This window comes from Microbacterium sp. (genome assembly GCF_052102115.1).
In the GTDB taxonomy this organism is placed as follows: domain Bacteria; phylum Actinomycetota; class Actinomycetes; order Actinomycetales; family Microbacteriaceae; genus Microbacterium.
Map to the genome: position 1 here is coordinate 1 of NZ_JBQDVP010000009.1, position 23,714 is coordinate 23,714.

Below are 23,714 nucleotides of genomic sequence, written 5' to 3' on the forward strand. Positions count from 1 at the left end.
TCACAGAGGTAGATCCCTGGCAACGGATGAATTCATCGGTCCAGAGCACGACCGCGGCCTCCCCAAAATTTCCGTTATCTGACCGTTGCGTTCGTTACCTTGCCGTTATACAGTGATCACACGGTGAATGTTTGCTGTGGCATTCACCGCATGTGATTGCAGGACACTCTTGGTGCAAGGGACAAGGGCCGGTCGGAAGCCTCTCCGACCGGCCCTTCACCATTCCGTTACTCTTGTATCTCATGACAGACCGAAAGCTCGCGCTCGAAGCGTGGGAGGGCCTGTTCCGCGCACAACATGAACTTTTCACGGCCATGGCAGCGGACTTCGAGGACACTCCGATCACCCAGGCCGAATACGACGTGCTCCTCACCGTCACGCGTGCGCCGAGCATGACAGCGCGGCTTCGCGATGTCACGACCCAGATGCTCATCAGCCAGCCCAGCGTCTCGCGTCTCGTGGACCGCATGGTCTCACGCGGACTGATCACGAAGCGCGCGGACCCGGAGGACGGTCGCGGATCTGTGCTCACGGCGACGGATGCCGGGGCGCGCAGCTTCCGCGAAGTCGCCATGACACACAGCCGGTCGATCGCCGAGCGCATGGCCGTGCTCGACGACGATGAACTGCGCACACTGCAGAAGCTGACCGACAAGCTCCGCGCGCGCTGACTCCACAGCATCCGCCGCCGGCGCCATCCCGACCTGCCATCTCTGGCATAGTCGTGGGTGCAGACTCCGGCCGGAACGGACCTGCAGAGAGGTACGCACATGGAGATCGCCGGAGCTGTCGGCATTCTGATCCTCGTCGGCATCGCCGTCGTCGCCCTGATCGTGGTCGGACTGATCGTGCTGCTGTTTGCACGCAGCTGGATCAAGGTCGCACGCGCCGATGAGGCGCTGGTCATTTCGGGCCGCAAGCAAAAAGTGCAGCGCGCGATCATCAGCGCAGACGGAACCAGCAGCTCCGAGAGCGTTGACTCCCCCGTCACCGTCATCGTCAACGGCAAATCGCTGGTCAACCCGATCACGCAGCGCCATGAGATCATCTCCCTGCGCTCACGCCAGGTCTCGCTGAACGCCGAGGCGCAGTCGCTCGACAGCGTGACGTTGAACGTCGACGGCGTCGCCATCGTGAAGATCGGCTCCGACCCGCTGTACGTCCGCCGCGCAGCCGAGCGCTTCGCCTCGCAGGATGCTGCGATCGAGCAGTTCACCACCGAACAGCTCGAGGGTGCCCTGCGTGGCATCGTCGCGACCCTGTCGGTCGTCGAACTCATGCGCGAGCGCAAGAAGTTCTCCGACCAGATCGCCGCCGATGTCTCGCAGGAGCTCGCCGAGCAGGGCCTCATCCTCGACTCGTTCCAGATCAAGGGCATCACCGACGCCGTCGGCTACATCCAGTCTCTCGGTGCACCGGAGATCCAGTCGAAGCGCCAGTCGGCCGAGATTTCACAGACCAACGCCGACCGTGCGATCAACCAGAAGATCATCGCCAACCAGGAATCGAACCTGGTCGAGCAGACCGCCCTCGACACGAACACGGCCAACGCGAACGCCGGTATCGGTCGCGCCCGCGCAGAAGCCGAGCAGGCCGAGCACCTCGCGCGCGCCCAGGCCGAGCAGGCCGTCCTGCAGCAGAACGCGGAGAACCGCCAGGCCCAGCTGGATGCCGACGTCAAGCGCGTCGCCGACGCGCAGAAGTATGAATCGGAGACCCGCGCCCAGGCCGATCTCTACACCCGTGAGCGTGCGGCAGAAGCAGCCGCGATCGAGCAGGTCAAGCAGGCTGAGGCACGCACCCGGATCGCTGAGCAGCAGGCCGAGGCAGACCGTGCCCGTGCCGCCGGTGAAGCCGCCGCGGCCGAAGCCACGGCCAGTGGTGAGGCGAACGCGCTGCGCGCTCTGGCAGACGCAGAGGCCGAAGCCCGCCGCCTGCGCGCCAACGCCGAAGCAGAAGCCATCCGTGCTGAGGGTGAGGCGCGGGCGTCGGCGACCGAAGCCGAAGCGAAGGCCATCGCCTCCAACCAGGAGGCATTCCTCTCTCAGCGCGTGCTCGACGTGCTCCCGTCCATGATGAGCGAGTTCGCCAAGGGCTACGCCGCGATCGGCAACGTGTCAATCATCGGCGGTGCCGGCGAGGACGGCGCATCGAACGTCGTCGGTGCCGACAACGCGAAGGCACTCAAGTCGGTCTTCGACAGCGTCAGCTCTGCGACGGGCCTCGACCTCGCGGCGATCATCCAGGGCCAGGCCGTCGGCCGCGGCATCGGCGACGGCTTCGCCAGCGCTCAGGGCGCGAGCTCGAGGTCAGCAACCACCGATGCCGGCGATCAGACGAGTACTTCGGGATCGCCTGAGCGCACCGTGACCAAGGAATCCGAGTCCACGCCGCCTCCGCCCCCGCCTGCCGCCTCGGCCGAGTGAGGTCGAGCGGCTGGGTGAGGGTTGGGTGAGGGTTGGGTGAGGGTTGGGCAGGTTTCGACTCGCTGCGCTCGCTCAACCCGTTTCGTCTCGCCTTCGGCTCGCTCAACGCACGGCTGAGTGCCCCACGTGACGGCCCTGCGTAACGGCCCGGTGTGACGGCCCGGTGTGACGACTTGGGCGTCGAGGAAGATAGAGGGGTGATGAGCGCGGCGTTCGACCTCGAGAGCATCGGCGACGGGCTCGCGTTCGCAGACGCACTCGGCGACCTCTCGTCGACACTCGATCAGAGCCCGGCCGTCATCGTCAGCGCTCCGCCGGGCACCGGAAAGACCACGCTCGTGCCGCCGGTGGTCGCGAACCGCACCGCCGGCCGCGTGATCGTCACGCAGCCGAGACGGGTCGCCGCCCGAGCCGCCGCACGACGGCTCGCCCAGCTCGATGACACCTCGCTCGGTACCCGGATCGGCTTCACCGTCCGCGGCGAGCACCAGGTCGAGATGGCCACACGCATCGAGTTCGTCACGGCTGGGGTGCTCCTGCGCCGCCTTCTCGACGATCCTGCCCTGGACGGCGTCGACGCGATCATCATCGACGAAGTGCACGAACGCGCGCTGGAGACCGACCTGCTGATCGGACTCCTCGGCGAAGTACGCCAGCTCCGCGACGACCTCGTTCTCGTCGCGATGTCGGCAACGCTCGACGCCGATCGCGTCGCGGCGGTGATCGGCACGGATGCTGCGCCCGCTCCCGTCGTCACGCAGACGATCCCGCAGCATCCGCTGGAAGAGCGCTGGGCGCCGAGCCTCGCGCCACGACTCGATGAACGCGGCGTCACCCGAGCCTTCCTCGACCATGTCGCCGGCACCGCGGCATCCGCCGGCCGTGAACTATCGCGCACCGATCCGGCCGCCGACATCCTGGTGTTCGCCCCCGGAGCGCGTGAGGTCGCCGAGATCGCCCGCGGCATCCGAGCCCGCGCCGACGACGTCGACGTCCGCGAGCTGCATGGCCATCTGCCCGCGGCAGACCAGGATGCCGTCATCCGCGGACGCGGTGCGCAGAGGATGCCGCGCATCATCGTCACCACGTCGCTGGCAGAGTCCTCGCTCACCGTCCCCGGCGTCCGCCTCGTGGTCGACACCTGCCTCTCGCGACAGCCGCAGCGCGACGCCGCCCGCGGAATGAGCGGCCTCGTCACCGTGCCCACGTCGCGCTCCTCCGCCGTCCAGCGGGCCGGACGCGCGACCCGCCAGGGACCGGGCACCGTCATCCGCTGCGTCGATGAGCGCACGTTCGCAGCAGCACCGGCACGCCCCTCCCCCGAGGTCGCCACGACCGACCTCACCGACGCCGCCCTGCTGCTCGCATGCTGGGGCACCCCCGGCGGCGCGGGGCTCCGCCTGCTCGATCCACTCCCGGGCGACAGCCTGCGCGATGCCGTCGCCGTGCTGCGCGGTCTCGGCGCGATCGACGACGACGGCAGAGCGACGCCCGTCGGACGGGAGCTCGGCCGCGTGCCGACCGACCCGCGTCTCGCCCGCGCCCTCCGCGACGGCGCACCGCGGGGCGGCAAGAGGTTCGCCGCCGAAGTCGTCGCCCTGCTCAGCGGGGAGATCCGCATCACCGACGCGGACATCGCAGCAGCACTGATCGCAATGCGGCAACGGCGGTCACCGGATTCTCGACGGTGGGCCGCAGAGGTCACGCGCCTGCTCCGGTTCGCAGGCTCCGCGACCGCCAACCGGACCGGAACGACCACCGACGACATCGGCCTCGTCATCGCCCTCGCGTTCCCCGACCGGGTCGCCCGACGCGCCGAGCGCACAGCCCACGGCGCGACGTTCCTGCTGGCCTCCGGTACCCGCGCTGGGGTCAGCGGTCCGCTCGCCGAGGCCGAGTGGCTGGCCGTCGCAGACGTCACCCGAGCACACGGGCGGGCCGCCGCCGGCACGGGCGCCGTCATCCGGGCAGCCGCCGTGATCTCGGAAAGCGACGCGGAACGCGCAGCCGACCATCTCGTCACCGACCGTGTCGAGGCCGAGTTCATCGACGGTCGGGTCGTCGCACGTCGCGAACGCCGCATCGGCGCGATCGTGCGCTCATCGTCCCCGGCGCGCGTGCAGGCCGGGGAGGGCGGCCAGGATGCTGTGCGACGAGCGATCAAGCGGCACGGCCTCGGGGTGTTCACCTGGTCGGACGCCGCGGATGATCTGCGTCGCCGGCTCGCCCTGCTGCATCGTGAGCTCGACGCACCGTGGCCGGACGTCTCGGATGCCGGGCTGCTCGACGACCTTCAGGGGTGGCTCGGGCCAGAACTCGACGCTCTCGCGACCGGCACGCCCGCCAGACGCATCGACCTCGCACCGGCGCTCCGGCGACTGCTGCCCTGGCCGGCGGCGACGGAGCTCGACTCCCTGGTGCCGGAGCGACTGGAGGTGCCGAGCGGCTCGCGCGTTCGCATCGCCTATCCGCCGCTGGACGATCCGACCGCGAAACCCGTGGTCGCCGTGAAGCTGCAGGAGTGCTTCGGGTGGGCCGAGACACCGCGGCTCGTGGGCGGACGGGTTCCGGTGCTGTTCCATCTGCTCTCCCCCGCCGGACGGCCACTGGCTGTGACCGATGACCTCGCCTCGTTCTGGTCTGGCCCCTATGCGCAGGTGCGCGCAGAGATGCGCGGGCGGTACCCGAAGCATCCCTGGCCGGAGGATCCGTGGGAGGCGGTGCCGACGCGGCACACGACCAAGCGGGCCGGGCGAGGCTGAGTCAGCGCGTGCGGCGGCGCAGGGTGAGGGATGCCAGCAGCAGCGCACCCACCGCGAACGCCAGCACGATGAGCAGCGGAGCGAAGATGTCCCAGTCCTCATCCCCGGCGGTGACCGCGCCGATGGCGTCGATCGCGTAGCTCAGCGGCAGCCAGTCCGAGATGGCGTGCAGCACGTCGGGCATCTGATCGCGCGGCATGAACAGGCCGCCGAGGATGATCTGCGGGAACACGAGCAGCGGCATGAACTGCACCGCCTGGAACTCGCGGAGGATGACGGGAACCTCGATGTCGGGACGCACCGGGAACCCGGCAGCCTCGGCGAACAGATCAGCCTTCGTGCCGAAATAGTGGTGCACGAGCGCGGAGTCGACCTCGGCGCGGGCGGCGATGCCGCGGATGGTCGCACCGTCGTAGCCATGCTCACCGAACTCGTGCACGGCCGCCGCAGCGATCCGCGAACGGGCGTCGGAGGCCCCGCGGGGGCGGCCGCGACCTCGGGTGCTCGACATGGTGTCAGCCTACGACGCCGGATCCGCCGCGCGGCCTCAGCACTCGATGACGTTGACCGCGAGGCCGCCCTCGCTGGTCTCTTTGTACTTCGTCGACATGTCGGCGCCGGTCTGGCGCATCGTCTCGACGACGACATCCAAAGAGACGTAGTGCTCGCCATCGCCGCGCAGGGCGAGACGGGCGGCGGTCACCGCCGTGGATGCCGCGATCGCATTGCGCTCGATGCACGGGATCTGCACGAGCCCGCCGATCGGATCGCAGGTGAGGCCGAGGTGATGCTCCATCGCGATCTCGGCGGCGTTCTCGATCTGCCGCGTCGTGCCGCCCATCACCGCGGTGAGCCCGCCCGCCGCCATCGCGCAGGCGGAGCCGACCTCGGCCTGGCAGCCGCCTTCGGCGCCCGAGATCGACGCGTTGGCCTTGAACAGCGACCCGAGTGCCGTCGCGGTGAGCAGGAAACGACGGATGCCGCGGCGACGGTTGGCCTCGGTGATGTCGAGAGGTTCGGCGGTTTCGGTGCTTTCGACTCGCTGCGCTCGCTCAAGCCGTTTCGTCTCGCTGCGCTCGCTCAACGACCCGTGCGGGGTGACGGCGTTGCCGGAGCCGAGCCCGGAATCGGCGAGGAACCGCCACCAGTACATCGCGACCGCGGGCAGGATGCCGGCGGCGCCGTTCGTGGGAGCTGTGACGACCCGGCCGCCGGCGGCGTTCTCTTCGTTGACGGCGAGCGCGAAGGCTCCGAGCCATTCCCCGGGCATCTCCCGCGCGCCACCGGATTCGATGCCCTCGAGCTGCTCGCGGATCGCGCCGGCGCGACGCTTGACCTTCAGCATGCCGGGGAGCACGCCGTCGGTATGGAGACCGGCGTCGACGCACCCGGCCATGGCGTCCCAGAGGGCATCGAGACCGGCTGCGACCTCTTCCTCCGAACGCAGGGCCATCTCGTTCTCGCGGGCGACGTCGGCGATCGTGATGCCTCGCTCATCGCACAGCGCGATCAGCGACGCGGCATCGGTGTAGTCGAGCGGGAACGAGCCCGCGGCGATCTGCGCCTCCTCGCCGTCGCGGCGGATGAAGCCGCCGCCGATGGAGTAATACGTCTCCTCGACGACGATCGCGCCGTCCCCCGCGTGCGCCCGCAGCGTCATGGCATTCGGATGCCCCGGCAGCCGGGTGCGCGGCACGAACTCGATATCGGCCTTGGCGAAGGGCACGGCGCGCTCACCGGCGATCCGCAGGTCGCCTCCTTCTGGGAACGACGCCCAAGCCGCGCGGACCTCGGCCGGGTCGCAGGACTCAGGTGCGAGTCCGCGCAGCCCGGCGACGACGGCATCCGGCGTGCCGTGGCCGATTCCCGTGGCGCCGAGCGACCCGTAGAGGGTGCAGGTCACGCGTGATATCTCGGGCAGTCGGGCATCACCGGCCAGGCGCTGCGAGAAGTCGAGCGCCGCGCGCATCGGCCCGACAGTGTGAGAGCTCGACGGCCCCACTCCGATGGAGAACAGATCGAATGCCGAGACGTACGCAGTCACTCCTCCAGGCTACGTCCTGCACAGCCGACCCGGACAAAGAAAAAGAACCCCGCCGCTTTCGCGACGGGGTTCGACTACTGTCTCAACACAGTGTGCGCCACAAGGGACTCGAACCCCTAACCTTCTGATCCGTAGTCAGATGCTCTATCCATTGAGCTAGTGGCGCATTTTGCTGCCCGTTTCAACGAATCGGGCCTCAGCAAGAATACATGACCGGGAGCACGAACGCGAAACCGCTCAGGACGCACCCTTGAGCTTGCGCCGGGCGCGCTGCTGCGAGGACAGCGCCTGCAGGTCGACCAGCCGCAGCGCCTGCATGCGGGCCTCGCGCATGACCGCGTAATCGGGGTCCTGCTCGGGACGCATACCCTCCACCACGAGCCGCCGATCGAGATTGCCGCGCACCTCCGCCCAGGCGGCTTCGCGAGCGTCTTCGACAAGGGCGCCGAGCTTCTCGGAGTCTTCAGCCATGGCCGTCAGTCGCTCGGCCACCCCGGCCGACTGCCGGGCCCGACGCCGCAGGTTGCGCACATCGCGGTCACGGTAGTCGTGGGTTCCGGCCGGATCGGAGTACCGGCCCCGCGCGCGCTTGCGCAATCGGGTCGCCGCCGCCGCCGCCTGTTCGGATTCCGCGGCCATGTCCAGCAGCGCCTCACGGGCATCGTCGAGGTAGCGCCCGGCGTCGAAGACACCGCCCTGAGCAATCGTCCCGACGAGGATACGGTTCTTCACGTCCAGACGCGCCGCAGCCGTGGCGATCGCGACGCCTTCAGCGACGGCATCCGCAGTTCGTCCCACGGCAAACCTCCTCCCTCGATCGTATCGTCAGCATCAGACAGTCAGGGAGCACGCTCGAGCCTGCTATGCCACTGGAGGCTCCTCGGCGAGCGCGAACCGTCGCATCGCAGCCTCATTTCCAGCGTCCAGATGCTCGCCGACCAAGCGCGTGACGAGCGGAACGTCACGCGCCGCAATCGCCTCGAACAACCGGCGATGCGATACTGCCATCACCGTCGGATCCTCATGCTGCCCGAAGATCCACTTCAGACGGGTCGCGAACACGTCGATGAGTTCCATAAGCACCTCGTTCCCGCTGAGCACCACCATCTGCTCATGGAAATGCCCGGCAGCCTCGCGAGCACTTTCGAGGTCGCCGGCATCCGCCGCATCCTGCTCACGTTCGAGAATCTCAGCCAGACGGGCAAGCCCCGACTCGTCATGACGCTCAGCTGCAAGGACGAAGAGCAGCGTCTCGACGGCGGACCGCATCTCGGAGAAGTCGCTCACGTCATCCACCGTGTACTCCCGCACCACTGCCCAGGTGCGGGGCCGGGGATGGACGAGCCCCTCGGCGGCCAGCTTGCGGATCGCTTCGCGCACCGGCAGACGTGAGACGCTCAGCGCGGTCGCGATGTCGCGCTCCACCAGACGGGAACCGGGTGCACGCCGTCCGAGCACGATGTCCTCACGCAGCATGCGTGCGACCCGTGCGGACTCCAGCTCCCCAGGCAAAGCCGCCATATCGTCATTCTGACACTATTCGGTGCCCCTCAGGCCCATCGCATCAGGGCAACCGGTTCGCCGCAGCCAGGTTCTCGGTGAGCTCGGTCGCGTTCTGGCGGACGACGTAGGCCGGGCGATCGCGCTCCACTCGCCACGACTCGCTCAGCGGTCCGACATTCACGGTGTCGAATCCGAGCTCGTCGTAGAAGGCGGTGACCCAGGCCACCGCGTCGTCAAAGTCGCTCGACGTCGCGAGCGCGCGACGGTTCTGGGTACCGGCGGGCGTGCCGTCGGTGGTGATGTCACCGGAGCGGATCTGGTTGAACGCCTTTACGACCTTCGACGTCGGCAGGTGCTCCTGCAGCAACTGCGACGTCGTCGTCTGTCCCGTGTCGAGGGCTTCGATGTGCCCGTCGCGTTCGAAGTAGTAGTTGTTCGTATCCAAAACGATCTTGCCGGCCAATGGCGCGACCGGGATCTGCGAGAGGGCGTTCAGCGGAACGCTCACCACGACCACGTCTCCTGCCGCGCCCGCATCCGCTGCGGTGGCGGCGCGCGCCTGAGGTCCGAGCTCCGCGACGAGATCGCTCAGAGTCTCCGGGCCGCGCGAATTCGCGATCACCACGTCGTATCCGTGGGCGATCGCCGCACGTGCGACCTGGCTGCCGATGTTTCCTGCGCCGATGATTCCGAGAGTTGTCATATCGGAGACAACGTGAGCCGAATGCAGCTATTCCGTCAGTCGAGCTTGTGCAAGGCGTCTTCGGCCGCGACCCAACCGAGCATCGCGCACTTCACCCGGGCGACGTAGCGCGAGACGCTGCCGAGGGCGGCGGCATCGCCGAGCAGCTCCTCGTCGGGCTCGATCTTGCCGCGCGAGCGCATCGCCTCGCGGAACACCTCGATGCGCTGCGTGACCTCTGGCACCGTCATGCCCTCGACGAGCTCAGCGAACAGCGACGCCGACGCCTGCGAGATCGCGCAGCCGTGCCCCTCCCAGGCGATCGCCTCGATGCTTCCGTCGGCGGCGAGATGCACCTGCAACGTGATCTCATCGCCGCAGGTGGGATTGAGCTGGTGCGACTGCGCCGTGACTTCGTCGCGCAGGCCGAAACCGTGCGGGGTGCGGGAGTGATCGAGGATCAGCTCCTGATACAGATTCTGCAGGTCGCTGGAGGTCATCAGTGCACCCCGAAGAACTCGATGGTCGCCGAGACACCGTCGAGGAACCCATCGACCTCGGCCTCGGTCGAATACAGATACGTGCTCGCGCGCGTCGACGCGGTCACGCCGAGCCGGCGATGCAGCGGCTGGGCGCAGTGGTGCCCGACGCGCACGGCGATCCCCCGGTCGTCGAGGAACTGTCCGGCGTCGTGCGAATGGATGCCGGGGATGTCGAAGCTCGCGAGCCCCACCCGCGGCAGATCGATGCCCGCACCGAGCACGCGCACGCCGTCGATCGCCGTCAGCCCGTCGACGAGCCGCTGCCCGAGAGCGGCCTCATGGGCGGCGATCCGCGGCATCCCGACGTCGTGCAGGTAGCGAACGGCTGCGGCGAGCGCGACCGCCTGCGACACGCGCTGGGTGCCGGCCTCAAAGCGCTGCGGCGGCGGCAGGTACTCGGCCTCGGTGATGGTGACGGTCGTGATCATGGAGCCGCCGGTGAGGAACGGCGGCATCGCCTCGAGCAGGTCGCGGCGCCCGTAGAGTGCGCCGATGCCGGTCGGCCCGAGCATCTTGTGACCGGAGAGCACAGCGAAGTCGACATCGAGCGCGCGCACGTCGAGCGGCAGATGCGGGGCCGACTGACAGGCATCCAGCAGGACGAGCGCGCCGACCCCGTGGGCGGCGGCGATCAGCTGCTCGACCGGGTTGATGACGCCGAGCACGTTGGAGACGTGCGTGACCGCCACCAGCTTCGTGCGCTCGGTGATCTGATTCTCGTCGAGACGGAGCGCACCGTCGTCGTCGAGTGGGATGACCCGCAGTGTCGCGCCGGTGTGCGCAGCGAGCTCCTGCCAGGGGATCAGGTTCGCGTGATGCTCCATCTCGGTCGTGACGATCTCATCGCCCGCGCCGAGCCGGAACCGCTCCGCCGCCGCCCCGCCGCGGCCCACGGAGGCGTTCGAGAACGCATAGGCGACGAGGTTGATCGCCTCGGTCGCATTCGAGGTCCAGACGATCTCGTCGTCGTCGGCACCGACGAACCGGGCAACGGCCGCCCGGGCATCTTCGAACGCCTCGGTCGCCTCGGCGGCGAGCGTGTGGGCGCCGCGGTGCACGGCCGAGTTCAGCGTGGTGGCGAACTCTCGCTCCGCATCCAGCACGACCAGCGGGCGCTGCGAGGTCGCCCCGGAATCGAGATAGACGAGCGGATGCCCGTTCACCTGCGTCTGCAGGATGGGGAAGTCCTCGCGGAGGCGGAGGATCTCCGCGACCTGCAGAGGAGCACCGGGCGAGGAGGGAGTCATCCTCCCAGTTTCTCACCTGCCCAGGCATGCCGGGCCCTGGCTGTACCCGTCGTCCTCCAGTGCCGCCGCGGCGCGGCGAAGTCGGTACTCCAGGAGGACGCGCCGGTACCCCCGACATCCGTAGCGTCGAAGCATGATCACTGCAGAAGGACTCACGAAGAGGTTCGGAGACAAGACCGCCGTAAAGGACGTGTCGTTCACCGTCCGCTCCGGAACGGTCACCGGCTTCCTCGGCCCGAACGGCGCCGGGAAGTCGACCACGATGCGCATGATCGTCGGCCTCGACAGCCCGACGTCAGGTCGCACCTCCATCAACGGCATCGATTACCGCCACCTGCGCGCCCCGCTCACCGAAGTCGGAGTGCTGCTGGACGCGAAGGCCGTGCACCCCGGCCGAACGGCGCGCAACCACCTGCGCGCGCTCGCCGCGACGCACGGCATCCCCCTCTCGCGCGTCGACGAGGTCATCGACCTGGCCGGCATCACACCGGTATCGCGCAAGCGCGCGGGAAAGTTCTCCCTGGGCATGGGCCAGCGGCTGGGCATCGCCTCGGCGCTGCTCGGAGACCCGCACACCCTCATCCTCGACGAGCCGGTCAACGGTCTCGACCCGGAGGGCGTGATGTGGGTGCGCCGGTTCGCGCGGCACGCGGCATCCGAGGGCCGGACCGTCCTGCTCTCCAGCCACCTCATGAGCGAGATGGCCCAGACCGCCGACCACGTCATCGTGATGGGTCGCGGGCAGGTGCTGGCGGATGCTCCGCTGGACGAACTCGTCCGCTCCTGGACGAGCCCGCTGGTGCGCCTGCGCACCCCGCGGGCCGCAGATCTCGCCGCCGCGGTCGCCGGACCCGACGTCGAGGTCATCAGTACGGGCCCGGAGACGCTCGAGATCTCCGGCCTCCCGGCATCCCGCATCGGCGACATCGCCGCCGAGCGCGGGCTCGCACTGCACGAACTCACCCCGGCCAGCGGCTCGCTGGAAGACGCGTACCTCGCGCTCACCGGCGACGCGGTCGAGTACCACTCGAAGGAGATCTCATGAGCACCGTCACCGCACCCCCGATGCGCACCGCTGCCCCGCCTGCGGCGCCGTACCGGCGGACCTTCGCCCGCGCCCTGCGCAGCGAGTGGATCAAACTGGCCACCGTCCGATCCACCTGGTGGTCGATCGGCATCGTCGCCGTGCTCACCATCGGCATCGCACTGCTGGTCGCGCAGGCCATGGATGTTCCCGGCTTCGAGCCGATCCAGGCGGTCGTCGCTCCCATCCAGTTCACAGTGCTGCTGGCCGGCATCCTCGGAGCGATCTCGGTGACCGGCGAGTACTCGTCGGGGATGATCCGCTCGACGCTCGCAGCGAACCCCTCGCGCGGCGCTGTCCTCATCGCCAAGGCGACCATCGTCGCCGTGCTCATGTTCGTGTCGTCGCTGATCATCTTCACGATCGCCGCGCTCGTGGTCACCCCGGTCTTCGCCGGACGCGACATGCCCTTCGCCTGGGACGACCCGGCGAAGTCGATCCTGCCGATCCTGGCCGCGTCGCTCTCGATGGCCGTGTTCGCTCTCATCGGCGTCGCCTTCGGCTTCCTGATCCGCTCTGGGGCCGGCGCGATCGCCGCGACGGTCGGGCTGCTGTTCGTCCTGCCCATCGTCGCGAGCGTGTTCACCGGAGTCGGCGCGGGTTGGGAGTGGATCACCGATGTGGCTGCCCGTCTGCCGATGGCCGCGTCGCAGAGCGCGATCCTTCCGCAGGATGACTGGGGACTCAGCGGTGTCGAGTCCTATGCGACGCTCGCGGCGTGGGTGGTCGCCGGCATCCTCGCGGCCTGGGCCGCGCTGCGAACACGTGACGCGTAGAGTCGGAGCCGTGACCGGCAGCCGCAGCGACGCTCCTCTCGATGAGGAGGCGCTGCGGCTGCCGCGTCCCCCCGGCGTCATCCGCCGATTCTGGGCACGCCATCCGGTGCTCGCCGATGTGCTGATCGCCGTGGTCTGCCTCCTCCTCTCGGCCGCCCCGTCGACGGTGTTCGTCGATGACGCCGACCCCGATCGACCGGCCGTGCAGTCGATCGTCATGAACATCTCGCTGACCGTGCTCATCCTGCTCGCCTGCGCCCTGCTGCTGCGCCGCAGGCAGTGGCCGGTGATCGCGAGCATCGGAGCGTACGCGCTCTCGATCGGCTACCTCTTCATGCTGGAACCGGCCGGTGGAACCGTACTGCTCGTGACGAGCTACTCGATCGCCGTGTACCGTTCGACGCGCGCCGCGTGGATCACGCTCGGCGTCGGCATGGGAACGGTGACCGTCCTGTCCATCCTGCTCCAGCTCATCGGCGCCAGCACGTGGATGTCGGCGGTGAACGGTGTCGCCGGTCAGCTCACCCTGGCCCTGATCGGCACGCTGATCGGTGTGAACATCGGCGGCCGCAAGCGCTACATCGAGGCGGTGATCGACCGCTCGCGTCAGCTGCTGGTCGAACGCGATCAGCAGGGGCAGATCGCCGCGGCGGCCGAGCGCGCCCGCATCGCCCGCGAGATGCACGACGTCGTCTCGCATTCGCTGACCGTGGTCGTCGCACTGTCCGAGGGGGCGGCCGCCACTGAGGACCGGCAGCGGGCGCAGGATGCTTCGATCTCTGCCGCCGCGACCGCACGCGCCGCGCTGACCGAGATGCGCTCGATGCTCGGTGTGCTCCGCGACGGAGACTCTGACGCGCCCCTGGCCCCCGGCGACCCCGTCTCGCCGCAGACCACGGCCGAGAGCGCGCAGCGCGCGGGATATCCGGTGAAACTGCGGACGATCGGCGAATCGTCGGCGTCGGCCATCGTGCAGTTCGCGATCGGCCGGATCGTGCAGGAAGGCGTGACCAATGCGATGCGGCATGCGCCAGGAGCACGGGCGATCAGCGTGCTCGTCGATCACTCCGCCGACCCGATCGTCGTCGAGATCGAGAACGACGGGGTGACCGGGCAGGCCGGCACGACCGGTTTCGGCATCCGCGGCCTGCAGGAGCGGGCCGCCCACGTCGGTGGAACGGTGCGCTCCGGCCCCGCCGGCGCCGACCGATGGATGCTGCGAGCCGAGCTGCCCGCAGACGGCGATGCCGCACGAGAACCGGGAGGGACGATCGATGGCTGAGAAGATCCGGGTGCTGCTCGTCGACGATCAGGAGCTGATCCGCGTCGGATTCCGACTCGTGCTCGAGTCCGAGGGTGATATCGAGGTCGTCGGCGAGGCCGGTGACGGCGCCGCAGCGATCACCGCGGTGGAGCAGCTGCACCCCGACGTCGTGCTGATGGACGTGCGGATGCCGGGAACAGACGGCATCGCGGCGACCGAGGCCATCGCACGCGATGCGCCGCAGAGCCGCGTGCTCGTGCTGACGACCTTCGACCTCGACGAGTACGCGTTCGGGGCGATGGCTGCGGGCGCCGGTGGCTTTCTGCTCAAGGACGCCCAGCGAGGCGAGCTGATCTCGGCCGTTCGTGCGGTGCATCGCGGCGACGCAGTGCTGTCACCGCGGGTGACTCGGCGGTTCCTCGAACACCTCGGGCCTCGATTGCGCGCCGCGCCGGACGGGCCGGATCCGACAGGATCCCTCACCGAGCGTGAACGCGACGTGTTCATCGCGATCGGGCAGGGCCTCACCAATGCCGAGATCGCCGGGGAGCTGCACCTCAGCGAATCGACCGTGAAGACCCACGTCGGCCGCGTGCTCATGAAGCTCGAGGCGCGCGACCGCATCCAGGCGGTAATCCTCGCGCACCGCGTCGGCGTCATCCCCTGACGGCGGGCGTCCTCGCCGGCGGCGTGCTCAGGCGGGCGAGTCGTCGGGATTCAGCGACTTCAGCATGTCGTCTTCGACCTCGTTATCGGCATCCAGCTGCTCTTCGGTCGTCTCGTCTCCGCCCAGCGGTGCGCTCTCCGCAGTTTCAGCGGCCTCGTCGGCGGTGTCCTCGGGACGACTTTCCTCAGCGGGGTCGGGGCGGTGCTCTTCCATACCCCGCACGCTACGCCGTACGCCGCAGGAACGCCATCCGCGGCGCTCGCGCGCCCGGCTCGTGGTCCCCGGCTCGTGCTGTATGACTTCTGCCGTTTGTGGATGGCGGCAGCCGACAGAAGTCATACAGCCTGAGCGGAGATCGCGTGATGCAGGCGCGCGACGAGTGCCTCATGGTCGTCGAGGTCGGACTGGGTGAGGCGGATCACGATCCAGCCGCAGTCCTCCAGATCGCGCTGGCGCCGGATGTCACTGCGCCATTGCTCTTTGTCCGTGCGATGCCCGTCGCCCTCGTACTCGATCGCGATCCTGAGCTCGGGATAGGCGAGGTCGACCCTGGCCACGAAGCGACCGCCGTCGCGCACCTCGTGCTGCACGGCGGGTTCCGGGAACCCGGCATCCCGGATCAGGAGCCGCGTCGCGGTCTCCTTCGGAGATTCGACGCGGGTTCGAGCGAGCGGAGCCGCCTTTCGCACTGTGCCGCTCCCCGGAAACCTCCCCCATTCGGCCAGGCGCTGCGTGATCTCGTCCATCGTCGCGAGCGGCCGACCGGGCCCGAGATCCGGGTAGTCATCGGCGGTGGTGAGGAGAGCATCGAGCATCGTCACTGCTTCGGGGACCGTCAACTCCGACGCACACGTGAACAGCGCGGTGACGGCATCCACCACCGCGGCGCCGGCGACTGTCCAGGGCCGGAGCTTGTGCGCCGCCAGGCGGTGCCCGCGCACTCCCGGGACCGTCGGTGGCGACAGATGCAGTGGCACGACGACATCGAGCAGCTCGGTCTTCTTCCAGTGCCACGGCAGAGGCAGGCCCCACAGTCGCGCCGCGGTCCGCCCGGAGAACAGGTGCTCGGGGCGAAGGCGCGGCCGATAGCAGTCGACCACCTGACGGAAGGTCTCGGGGATCCTCGTCGAGCGCATGCCGTGGAACGGACGATGCAGGTCGTCGGCGTCGCGACGGGAACGACCGACCCCGGCTCGCTGCGCTCCGCCGACGCTGAAGCTGTCACCGAGGCGGGCGGGAAGTCTCCTGCGGGTTCGCATGCCCACAGGTTCGCCGATGCCCCCGTCACCCCGCGCGTGTTTCGGACCAAATGTGGACGAATCCCCGCATCCGCGACCTGTGCAGAACGAGTCCCACCCGCACTCGCCTCCCCCGTCGCCGCTCAGGCGAGCGGGTTTCTGTCGGTTTTGGACGCGCGTAACCGACACAAACCATCCAGCACCGGTACGCACAACGCGGCGCGGCCCCGCGCACGGCCGCCTGACGCGTCAGGCGGCCGTGCGCTCGTTGCGGATCAGGATGCCGGCGACGATGAACAGCAGCGCGGCGACGAACTGCGCGGCGGTCCACACCTGGCCGGTGAAGCCGAACGGGAAGATAGGGTTCCAGATCACGGTGATCGCGACGAACGCCACGGTCCACCACCACTGCCCGGCCTGCCACGCGAACCAGGCGACGATGAGCGCGAGGATCGGCACGAGGAACATGATGATCGTCGCGACGACGTTGTCCCCGGGGAACAGCGGAGAGACGAAGAGGGCGATCGCGGCGAGGAGCCCAGGAGCAAGCGCGTTGCGCTGCATCTGCGGGGTGGGAGGAGCCATGTCTCCATCTTCCCGCACTTCCAGTTTACCGGTCGGGTGGGGGCTTGCGGCAAGGGCCCCTCGAGGGCGCATACTTGTCGATCGTGCGCAACGAGAACCGCAGATGCGCGCCGGAATCGGAGCTTTCGTGAACAACCCCGCCCTCAGCGCCTTCCACCTTTCGGACCAGCTCGCCCACAAGGCCGAGCACGACCTGATCGATCGCGACGATGAACAGTTCGCCGCGATCGCCGCGACGCTCAGCGAAAGTCTTGCCGAGGCATCCGCTCGCCTCGACCGCCTGCTCGCCTCGTCCCGCGGTGTCGGCGGCGCGGCCGTCGAGCGCGACCTCGAGATCCACCGGCTGAACGCACGGCTGACGATGCTGCGCCGCTATGGCATCGACATGTGCCTCGGACGCATGGTGACCGAGACCGGCGAGCATCTCTACATCGGCCGCCTCGGTCTCGCAGGCAGTGACGGAAGCCAGCTGCTCGTCGACTGGCGCGCCCCCGCAGCCGAGCCGTTCTTCGGCGCGACGCTCGCAGACCCGATGGGCCTGATCAGCCGCCGCCGTTACCGCTGGGCGAACGGACACGTCAGCGACTACTGGGACGAGGCTTTCACCACCGAAACGCTCGCCGCCGGCGGTGCGCTCGACGACCAGTCGTCGTTCATCGCCAGTCTCGGCACGTCGCGCTCCTCGCGCATGCAGGATGTGCTGGCGACGATCCAGGCGGATCAGGATGCCATCATCCGCGCCGGTTCGGAGGGCGCACTCGTCGTCGACGGAGGGCCGGGCACCGGCAAGACCGTCGTCGCCCTGCACCGCGCGGCGTACCTGCTGTACTCCGACGCGCGGATCTCGCGCGGCAGCGGCGGCGGGGTGCTCGTCGTCGGCCCCTCGCAGCCGTACCTCGCTTACGTCGACGACGTGCTGCCGAGCCTCGGGGAGGATCGCGTGCAGACCTGCACGTTACGTGACCTTGTTCCGGAAGGGCGTGACCTCGTTCCAGAAGGGCGCCAAGCAGACCCCGAATCCGACCCCGAGGTCGCCCGTCTCAAAGCATCCGGGCGCCTGATCGACGCGATCGGCACAGCGGTGCACCTCTACGAGCGCCCGCCCGAGCGCGCCACGGTCGTCGAGACGCCGTGGTTCGACCTGCGCGTGCGCGACATCGACTGGGAGGAAGCATTCGACACCGACACCGGTGCCGCGCACAACGAGGCGCGCGACGAGATCTGGGAGGCGCTGGTCGACATGGTCGCCGACCGGTTCGCCGAGCAGATCCCCCGCGCGCAGCTGAGCCTGGCGCTCGGCCAGAGCGAGGCGCTCACGCAGACGTTCAACCGCGCGTGGCCGCTGCTGGATCCTGCCGGGCTCGTCGCCGCCCTCTGGAGCAACCCCGGATTCCTGCGTCGCTGCGCGCCATGGCTCACCGACGACGAAGTGCGGATGCTGCAGCGTGAGGACGCCGCGGCATGGACAGCATCCGATCTGCCGTTTCTGGATGCCGCCCGCCGGGCGATCGGCGACCCCGACGCCGGGCGGATCCGCCGCGAGCGCGAGCGCCAGAGGGCAGCCGAGCGCGCGTACCGCGAGAACGTTGCGGACTCGCTGATGGAGGCCGCCGACGACGATCTGGGTCTGATGTCGATGCTCCGCGGCGACGACGTGCTGAACAGCCTCGATGATGACGGCGCCCTGCCGACGTTCCGTCACGATGCGCTCGCCGGCCCGTTCGCGCACATCATCGTCGACGAGGCACAGGAACTGACGGATGCCGAATGGCGCATGCTGCTCAGTCGTTGCCCATCACGCAGCTTCACCGTCGTTGGCGACCGCGCTCAGGCCCGGCACGGCTTCACGCAGACGTGGGAGGAGCGCCTGACGGATGCGGGCCTGCGCGACATCCGGCTCGCATCGCTCACGGTGAACTACCGCACGCCGGAGGAGATCATGCGCGAGGCCGAACCGGTGATCCGCGCGGCCCTGCCCGATGCGAACGTGCCGACGTCGGTGCGCTCCAGCGGCATCCCGGTGCGGCGTGCACCGCTCGCCCAACGCGACGCGATCATCGAAGCCTGGCTCGCCGAGAACGACGAGGGCACCGGGGTGGTGATCGGTGATGAGACGTTCACGGCTGGCGACCGTGTGCGTGCGCTGAGTCCGGAGACGGCGAAGGGTCTCGAGTTCGACCTGGTCGTGCTGGTCGAACCCGAGGCATTCGGCGCGGGCATCGAGGCGGCGGTGGATCGCTACGTGGCGATGACGAGGTCGACGCGGGAGCTCGTCATCCTCGTCTGACCGCCGTCACCACAACTGGTTGCGCAGGCGGGCGTCATCGACGCGGCGGGAAATGCGGGATGTGCGTCGGCCGGATGGAGCGGGGCAACGCCATCGCATCGGCGACCGCGGCGTCCAATTCGGCGAGCAGTTCGTCGAGATCGTGGTAGCTCGAGCGGGTCGGGCACGGACTGCGCAACCAGAGCACATCGTAGATGCCCGTCTCATTCCGGTCGACGTAGGCCACCAGGCGCGCGGCATCTGATTCGGCGACCGCGCCGTCGCAGATCCGCCACGCGCTGCGGGCGATCTGGATCACTTCCCAGACGGATGCCGGTAGCGGGGCCTCGGGGACTGTCATGGTCATAGCGCCTTCCCCCCGGTCACCGGCAAGATCGCACCCGAGGTGTATGACGATTCACCGGACGCGAGATAGACATAGGCACCAGCGAGCTCGGCGGGCTGACCCGCCCGGCCCAGCGGCGTATCGGTTCCGAACGAGCGAACTTTCTGCTCATCCCACCCCGTGCCGGGGATCAGCGGCGTCCAGATCGGCCCCGGTGCGACGCCGTTCACGCGGATGCCGCGCGGCCCCGCCTCTGCGGCGAGCGCCCTCACGAACGCGACCTGCCCGGCCTTCGACATGGCGTAGTCGATGAGCCCGGACGACGGCTCGAACGACTGGATGGATGCCGTGACGATGATGCTCGCCCCGGCCTCGAGGATCGGGAAGGCGGCTCGCGCCGAGAACAGCAGCCCTTCGAGGTTCGTCTGGAAGACCCGCTTCATCTCATCGGTGCGCAGGTTCTCGAAGCCGTCGATATCGTGCTGATAGCCGGCGTTGAGCACGAGCACGTCGAGCCCTCCGAGACCGTCGCGGGTCTCGCGCACGGCCTCGATGGCGAAGTCTTCGTTTCGCAGGTCGCCGGCGAGGCTGAGCCCGGTGCGTCCGGCGTCGCGAACGAGTTCGAGTGTCGTATCGGCATCGTGCTGTTCTTCGGGCAGGTGTGCGATCGCGACATCGGCGCCCTCGCGGGCGAACGCGATCGCCACGGCGCGCCCGATACCGGAGTCGCCGCCGGTGATCAGCGTCCTGCGTCCTGCCAGTCGTCCGTGGCCCTGGTAGCTCGACTCGCCATGGTCGGGAGCCGGCCGCATCTGCTCGGTCTGGCCGGGCTGATGCTGAGTCTGCCCCGGGAAGGGGTCGTCATGGTGGGCGTGTCGTGGGTCAGCGGCGCTCACGGGCATGGTGATGGCTCCTCTGCGGTCGATGTATGCACCACCCTCAGCCCGCGCGGCGATGAAACCCAGGGGGTTGACATCGGGATGCCGGATAGGCTTTTGTCAACGGGGTGGAGCCACGGCCGCGACGGCGCAGACTGGCACCAGCCGATGGAAAGGAGCCGCCGTGAGCGAAGTGACGATCCTGGCCCCGTCTCCGACGCTGACCGTGACGGTCGAGGACCACCCGCAGGGGTCCGAGATCCACGTGCATGCCGGCGGGCAGGGAGTGTGGCAGGCGCGGATGCTGCGCCGACTGCAAGTGCCCGTGACGATGTGCTGCATTCTGACCGGTGAAGTGGGCAGGGTGCTGCACCATCTACTGGAGGATGAGGACCTCACGGTGCAGGCGCTGACGCGTGACGGACGCGGCTCAGCGTATGTGCACGATCGTCGTGGCGGCGAGCGCATCGTCATCGACGAAGAGGTCGGCGATGCCATCGGTCGGCACGACCTCGACGATCTCTACACCGCCATGCTGCGCAGCAGCGAACCCTCGTCCGTGGTGCTGCTCAGCGGCCCAGCCGGCGGACAGACGATTCCCGCGGACTTCTACCGCCGTCTCACCACCGATTTGCGGGCAGCAGGGAAGACCGTGGTGGCCGACCTCTCCGGCGAGAGGATGCGCGCAGTCGTCGACGGCGGCGTGCACCTTCTGAAGATGAGCCACGAGGAGCTGAAGGCCGACGGGCTGATCGGGGAGAGCACGGACGAAGAGATCATCTCGGCGATGCGTCGGCTGCGCGCGGACGGCGCCGGTGCGGTGGTCGTGACTCGCGCTGGGGATCCGCTGCTGCTGGCCGATGCCGCAGGCGTCATCGCGGTGTCGCCGCCGCCGTTCGAGGAGATCGAGACCCGTGGCGCTGGCGACTCTCTCACGGCTGGTGTCGTCGCCGCCCTCACGCGGGGTGAGGATCTGCGTCACGCGATCACGCTGGGCGCCGCGGCGGGGGCCCTCAACGTCACCCGGCACGGCCTCGGCACAGGCGACGCCGACGTGATCGAGAGCCTGCGCGAGAAGGTCTCGGTCGGCGATGTGCCCGCCAGGGCGGACGGCGGCGGGTCGGAGGGCAGAATCAGTCCGGAGGGCCTCGCCTCGCTCGCAGATCCGGAGCAGACGCCGTGACCCGCGCGCTCATCACCAACGACGACGGCATCGAAGCGCCGGGGCTGAGCGCTCTCGCTGTCGCCGCGGCCGGTGCCGGACTCGACGTCACCGTCGCGGCACCGGCTGTGCAGTCGAGCGGATCGAGCGCCTCGATCATGGCGAGCGAGTCCGACGGACGTATCCGTGTCGATCGGCGCACGATGGAGACGCTGCCCGAGGTGCGCACGTTCGCCGTCCACGGCGGGCCGGGACTGATCGCGATGATCGCGGCCCGTGGCGCGTTCGGAGCACCACCCGATCTCGTGCTCTCGGGCGTCAATCACGGCGCCAACGTCGGCCGGGCGATCCTGCACTCCGGCACGGTCGGCGCCGCCCTCACCGGTGCCCTGAACGGAGCGCGGGCGATGGCCGTTTCGCTCGACGTCGGTATGAATCCCGAGGAGTTCCACTGGGATACCGCCGTCCGTGCGGCGATCGAGCTGCTCCCCGTGCTGTCGGCGCAGCCGCGCGGCACCGCCCTGAACGTCAACGCTCCCAACCGCGTCGATTCCCGCGGCCTCCGACAGTGCACGCTCGCGCCGTTCGGCATTGTGCACACGACGGTCGCGGAGAGCGACGAGAGCTATGTGCAGCTCGCGGTCGAAGAGCTTCCGAACGTTCCCACCGACGACAGCGACGCTGCGTGCCTGGCCGAGGGATGGACGACCGTGACAGGGATCGACTCGGTCGTCGAACGCCGATTCGACCTGGAACGGATCAGCTGAGCGGAGGAACCGTCACCTCGGCGGTTCCCGGGGCCTCGTCGGTGTCGGCCGGTTCTGGCACCAGGTAAAGGCCGGCCGGAGAGTTCGCTGTGAAGGCGAGTGCATCGACCCATGCGCGGTTGATTTTAGGCTGACGGCCGCCGTAGTACTTGTAGACGATCGAGCTGCCCGGGTGCACCCATGCGGTCGTGCGGCCGCCGCCGACGCTGGGGTCTTCTCGCCAGCTGAAGGCGAATGGTTCACCGCGGCGCAGCTTCGCGCTGATGACGAGTTGCAGGTGGGTCAGCGCGCGGTCCTCGATCTCGACCTTCACGCCCCCCTCGTAGATGAACTTGCCCATGCTCCGTAGCGTAGCCGCACGGCGAGAAGTTCCGTGGATCATGGCGAACCGGAGATCTTGACGGGTCGTCGCCGCCTCGTCAACCCCCTCTTGCGTCGGCCGTCGCCTGTCCTAGCGTGAGCGCATGGATCGAGGAGGAGCGCGATATGAATTCTCACGACAAAGGACACGCACCGGAAGCCACAACGACCCATGCCGAGTGGGGAGCCGGAAACCCGCACCTGAAGATCAGTCGCGACGATGATCGGTCGGTCTTCGAGCTGACAATGGATACCGTGCGCATCGGCTCTGCCGAGGGCAACGAGCTGCGCCTCCCCGACACCGACCCGGTGCACGCCGAGATCAGGCACGACGACCAGGACGAATACGTGCTGACGCTGCACGGCGAGGGCGAGATGAACGCCGTGCCCGACACCGCCGAGACCGGCGCTGGCGGCCGGACCGAGATCCTCCGCACCGGAGCGCACTTCACCGCCGGCCCGTGGACGCTCGTGTTCGGCCGCGAAGAGTTCGCCGACCATGGGCGCCCCTACGGCGGCCGCACCGGCGGTGAACTCTCGGATCAACCCGCGCAGCCGGCGCGCCCGGATTACTCGGCGGGCTTCCGCCGCGACTCCGATGCCGCCCGCTCGCCGCAGGGCGAAGGCGACGAAGTCAAAGACGGCTGACTCGGCAAGCCGACCGCACTCGAACGGACTCTTGAAGGGACGAGGACCATGACCATCACACGCGACATCATGACCGCTGCACCCCGCTGCATCGGCGAGAACGACGCGCTCAGCATCGCAGCATCCGTCATGTCGGAACTCGATGTCGGAGCGCTCCCGATCTGCGGCGAGGATCGAAAGCTCAAGGGCATGCTGACCGACCGCGACATCATCGTGAAAGCGGTCGCGTACGGGTTCGACCCCGAGACCACGCCGGCACGGATGCTGGCCGCCGGCCCCCCGATCACGGTCGAGGCAACCGATGACATCACGGTCGCACTCGATCGGATGCGCGAGCACCAGGTCCGACGCCTGCCCGTGCTCGCGGACCACCTGCTCGTCGGCATCGTCAGCCAGGCCGATATCGCTCTGGCGCTGGCCCCCGACGCGACCGGCACCACCGTCGAAAGCATCTCCCAGCGCGAGGC

General features: G+C 68.8%; 25 protein-coding genes and 1 tRNA gene. 12 read left to right on the forward strand and 14 right to left on the reverse strand.

Going from position 1 to position 23,714, the window contains the following annotated elements; genetic code table 11:
• The first annotated feature begins 242 nt into the window (after positions 1-242).
• The 3 genes from ACTICP_RS04645 to hrpB all read left to right on the forward strand — a co-directional run bounded on the left by ACTICP_RS04645 (position 243) and on the right by hrpB (position 5,188).
• Positions 243-671 (forward strand): MarR family winged helix-turn-helix transcriptional regulator, encoded by a 429-nt coding sequence (locus ACTICP_RS04645; protein WP_441889987.1) that lies wholly within the window; start codon positions 243-245, stop codon positions 669-671.
• 99 nt (positions 672-770) lie between these two features.
• Positions 771-2,426, forward strand: a complete 1,656-nt coding sequence (locus tag ACTICP_RS04650) for a flotillin family protein (protein WP_441889989.1) — start codon at positions 771-773, stop codon at positions 2,424-2,426.
• A gap of 200 nt (positions 2,427-2,626) precedes the next feature.
• Positions 2,627-5,188 (forward strand): ATP-dependent helicase HrpB, encoded by a 2,562-nt coding sequence (gene hrpB / locus ACTICP_RS04655; RefSeq protein WP_441889991.1) that lies wholly within the window; start codon positions 2,627-2,629, stop codon positions 5,186-5,188.
• A gap of 1 nt (position 5,189) precedes the next feature.
• Here hrpB and ACTICP_RS04660 read toward each other — a convergent pair whose 3' ends face one another.
• The 8 genes from ACTICP_RS04660 to ACTICP_RS04695 form a co-directional block, all read right to left on the reverse strand.
• On the reverse strand, positions 5,190-5,699 hold the full coding sequence (locus tag ACTICP_RS04660; protein WP_441889992.1) for a TetR family transcriptional regulator: 510 nt from the start codon (positions 5,697-5,699) through the stop codon (positions 5,190-5,192).
• 36 nt (positions 5,700-5,735) lie between these two features.
• Positions 5,736-7,232 (reverse strand): L-serine ammonia-lyase, iron-sulfur-dependent, subunit alpha, encoded by a 1,497-nt coding sequence (locus ACTICP_RS04665; RefSeq protein ID WP_441889994.1) that lies wholly within the window; start codon positions 7,230-7,232, stop codon positions 5,736-5,738.
• A gap of 93 nt (positions 7,233-7,325) precedes the next feature.
• Positions 7,326-7,398: transfer RNA gene (locus ACTICP_RS04670), tRNA-Arg, on the reverse strand.
• A 71-nt stretch (positions 7,399-7,469) separates the two neighbouring features.
• On the reverse strand, positions 7,470-8,030 hold the full coding sequence (locus ACTICP_RS04675) for an asparagine synthase (RefSeq protein ID WP_441889996.1): 561 nt from the start codon (positions 8,028-8,030) through the stop codon (positions 7,470-7,472).
• A 63-nt stretch (positions 8,031-8,093) separates the two neighbouring features.
• Positions 8,094-8,753, reverse strand: coding sequence for a GntR family transcriptional regulator (locus tag ACTICP_RS04680; RefSeq protein ID WP_441889998.1), 660 nt, complete (start codon positions 8,751-8,753; stop codon positions 8,094-8,096).
• 43 nt (positions 8,754-8,796) lie between these two features.
• The gene (locus tag ACTICP_RS04685; protein ID WP_441890000.1) at positions 8,797-9,438 is read right to left on the reverse strand and encodes an NADPH-dependent F420 reductase; all 642 of its coding nucleotides are present in this window, start codon (positions 9,436-9,438) and stop codon (positions 8,797-8,799) included.
• Positions 9,439-9,473: 35 nt separating this feature from the next.
• Positions 9,474-9,917 carry a Fe-S cluster assembly sulfur transfer protein SufU gene (gene sufU, locus ACTICP_RS04690; protein WP_441890002.1) on the reverse strand — a complete coding sequence of 148 codons (444 nt, stop codon included), beginning with the start codon at positions 9,915-9,917 and terminating at the stop codon, positions 9,474-9,476.
• Positions 9,917-11,206: a SufS family cysteine desulfurase gene (locus ACTICP_RS04695; protein ID WP_441890004.1), complete on the reverse strand. Its 1,290-nt coding sequence runs from the start codon at positions 11,204-11,206 to the stop codon at positions 9,917-9,919. The genes sufU and ACTICP_RS04695 overlap by 1 nt, the downstream gene beginning before the upstream one ends.
• Before the next feature lie 133 nt (positions 11,207-11,339).
• On the opposite strand from ACTICP_RS04695, the gene ACTICP_RS04700 reads away from it, so the two are divergent.
• Genes ACTICP_RS04700 through ACTICP_RS04715 form a run of 4 tightly spaced genes read left to right on the forward strand, consistent with a single transcriptional unit; the run spans position 11,340 to position 14,997 of the window.
• Positions 11,340-12,251, forward strand: a complete 912-nt coding sequence (locus tag ACTICP_RS04700; protein ID WP_441890006.1) for an ABC transporter ATP-binding protein — start codon at positions 11,340-11,342, stop codon at positions 12,249-12,251.
• On the forward strand, positions 12,248-13,066 hold the full coding sequence (locus tag ACTICP_RS04705) for an ABC transporter permease (protein ID WP_441890008.1): 819 nt from the start codon (positions 12,248-12,250) through the stop codon (positions 13,064-13,066). The genes ACTICP_RS04700 and ACTICP_RS04705 overlap by 4 nt, the downstream gene beginning before the upstream one ends.
• Positions 13,067-13,076: 10 nt before the next feature.
• Positions 13,077-14,348 (forward strand): sensor histidine kinase, encoded by a 1,272-nt coding sequence (locus ACTICP_RS04710; RefSeq protein ID WP_441890010.1) that lies wholly within the window; start codon positions 13,077-13,079, stop codon positions 14,346-14,348.
• A complete protein-coding gene (locus ACTICP_RS04715) occupies positions 14,341-14,997 on the forward strand; it encodes a response regulator (RefSeq protein WP_441890012.1) in 657 nt (218 codons plus the stop codon). The genes ACTICP_RS04710 and ACTICP_RS04715 overlap by 8 nt, the downstream gene beginning before the upstream one ends.
• 27 nt (positions 14,998-15,024) lie before the next feature.
• Here ACTICP_RS04715 and ACTICP_RS04720 read toward each other — a convergent pair whose 3' ends face one another.
• The 3 genes from ACTICP_RS04720 to ACTICP_RS04730 form a co-directional block, all read right to left on the reverse strand.
• Positions 15,025-15,210 (reverse strand): hypothetical protein, encoded by a 186-nt coding sequence (locus ACTICP_RS04720; protein ID WP_441890014.1) that lies wholly within the window; start codon positions 15,208-15,210, stop codon positions 15,025-15,027.
• A 122-nt stretch (positions 15,211-15,332) separates the two neighbouring features.
• The gene (locus ACTICP_RS04725) at positions 15,333-16,256 is read right to left on the reverse strand and encodes an endonuclease domain-containing protein (RefSeq protein WP_441890016.1); all 924 of its coding nucleotides are present in this window, start codon (positions 16,254-16,256) and stop codon (positions 15,333-15,335) included.
• A 228-nt stretch (positions 16,257-16,484) separates the two neighbouring features.
• Positions 16,485-16,820 carry a DUF6804 family protein gene (locus ACTICP_RS04730; RefSeq protein WP_441890018.1) on the reverse strand — a complete coding sequence of 112 codons (336 nt, stop codon included), beginning with the start codon at positions 16,818-16,820 and terminating at the stop codon, positions 16,485-16,487.
• A gap of 103 nt (positions 16,821-16,923) precedes the next feature.
• On the opposite strand from ACTICP_RS04730, the gene helR reads away from it, so the two are divergent.
• Positions 16,924-19,107 carry an RNA polymerase recycling motor ATPase HelR gene (helR, locus tag ACTICP_RS04735; RefSeq protein WP_441890020.1) on the forward strand — a complete coding sequence of 728 codons (2,184 nt, stop codon included), beginning with the start codon at positions 16,924-16,926 and terminating at the stop codon, positions 19,105-19,107.
• Between the two features lie 34 nt (positions 19,108-19,141).
• On the opposite strand, the gene ACTICP_RS04740 is transcribed toward helR, so the two are convergent.
• Together ACTICP_RS04740 and ACTICP_RS04745 are read right to left on the reverse strand one after the other, a co-directional pair.
• The gene (locus ACTICP_RS04740; RefSeq protein WP_441890022.1) at positions 19,142-19,447 is read right to left on the reverse strand and encodes a hypothetical protein; all 306 of its coding nucleotides are present in this window, start codon (positions 19,445-19,447) and stop codon (positions 19,142-19,144) included.
• A gap of 2 nt (positions 19,448-19,449) precedes the next feature.
• Entirely contained in the window at positions 19,450-20,334 is an 885-nt protein-coding gene (locus ACTICP_RS04745; protein WP_441890024.1) for an SDR family oxidoreductase, read from the reverse strand.
• A gap of 160 nt (positions 20,335-20,494) precedes the next feature.
• On the opposite strand from ACTICP_RS04745, the gene ACTICP_RS04750 reads away from it, so the two are divergent.
• Complete coding sequence (locus ACTICP_RS04750; RefSeq protein ID WP_441890026.1) at positions 20,495-21,493, forward strand: 1-phosphofructokinase family hexose kinase; 999 nt, start codon at positions 20,495-20,497, stop codon at positions 21,491-21,493.
• Positions 21,490-22,239, forward strand: coding sequence for a 5'/3'-nucleotidase SurE (gene surE / locus ACTICP_RS04755; protein ID WP_441890028.1), 750 nt, complete (start codon positions 21,490-21,492; stop codon positions 22,237-22,239). The genes ACTICP_RS04750 and surE overlap by 4 nt, the downstream gene beginning before the upstream one ends.
• On the opposite strand, the gene ACTICP_RS04760 is transcribed toward surE, so the two are convergent.
• Positions 22,232-22,579 carry a DUF7882 family protein gene (locus ACTICP_RS04760; protein WP_441890030.1) on the reverse strand — a complete coding sequence of 116 codons (348 nt, stop codon included), beginning with the start codon at positions 22,577-22,579 and terminating at the stop codon, positions 22,232-22,234. The genes surE and ACTICP_RS04760 overlap by 8 nt on opposite strands.
• A gap of 146 nt (positions 22,580-22,725) precedes the next feature.
• On the opposite strand from ACTICP_RS04760, the gene ACTICP_RS04765 reads away from it, so the two are divergent.
• Together ACTICP_RS04765 and ACTICP_RS04770 are read left to right on the forward strand one after the other, a co-directional pair.
• A complete protein-coding gene (locus ACTICP_RS04765) occupies positions 22,726-23,247 on the forward strand; it encodes an FHA domain-containing protein (protein WP_441890031.1) in 522 nt (173 codons plus the stop codon).
• 48 nt (positions 23,248-23,295) lie between these two features.
• Positions 23,296-23,714, forward strand: a 419-nt coding sequence (locus ACTICP_RS04770) for a CBS domain-containing protein (protein ID WP_441890033.1), incomplete at its 3' end; no start/stop codon positions are given.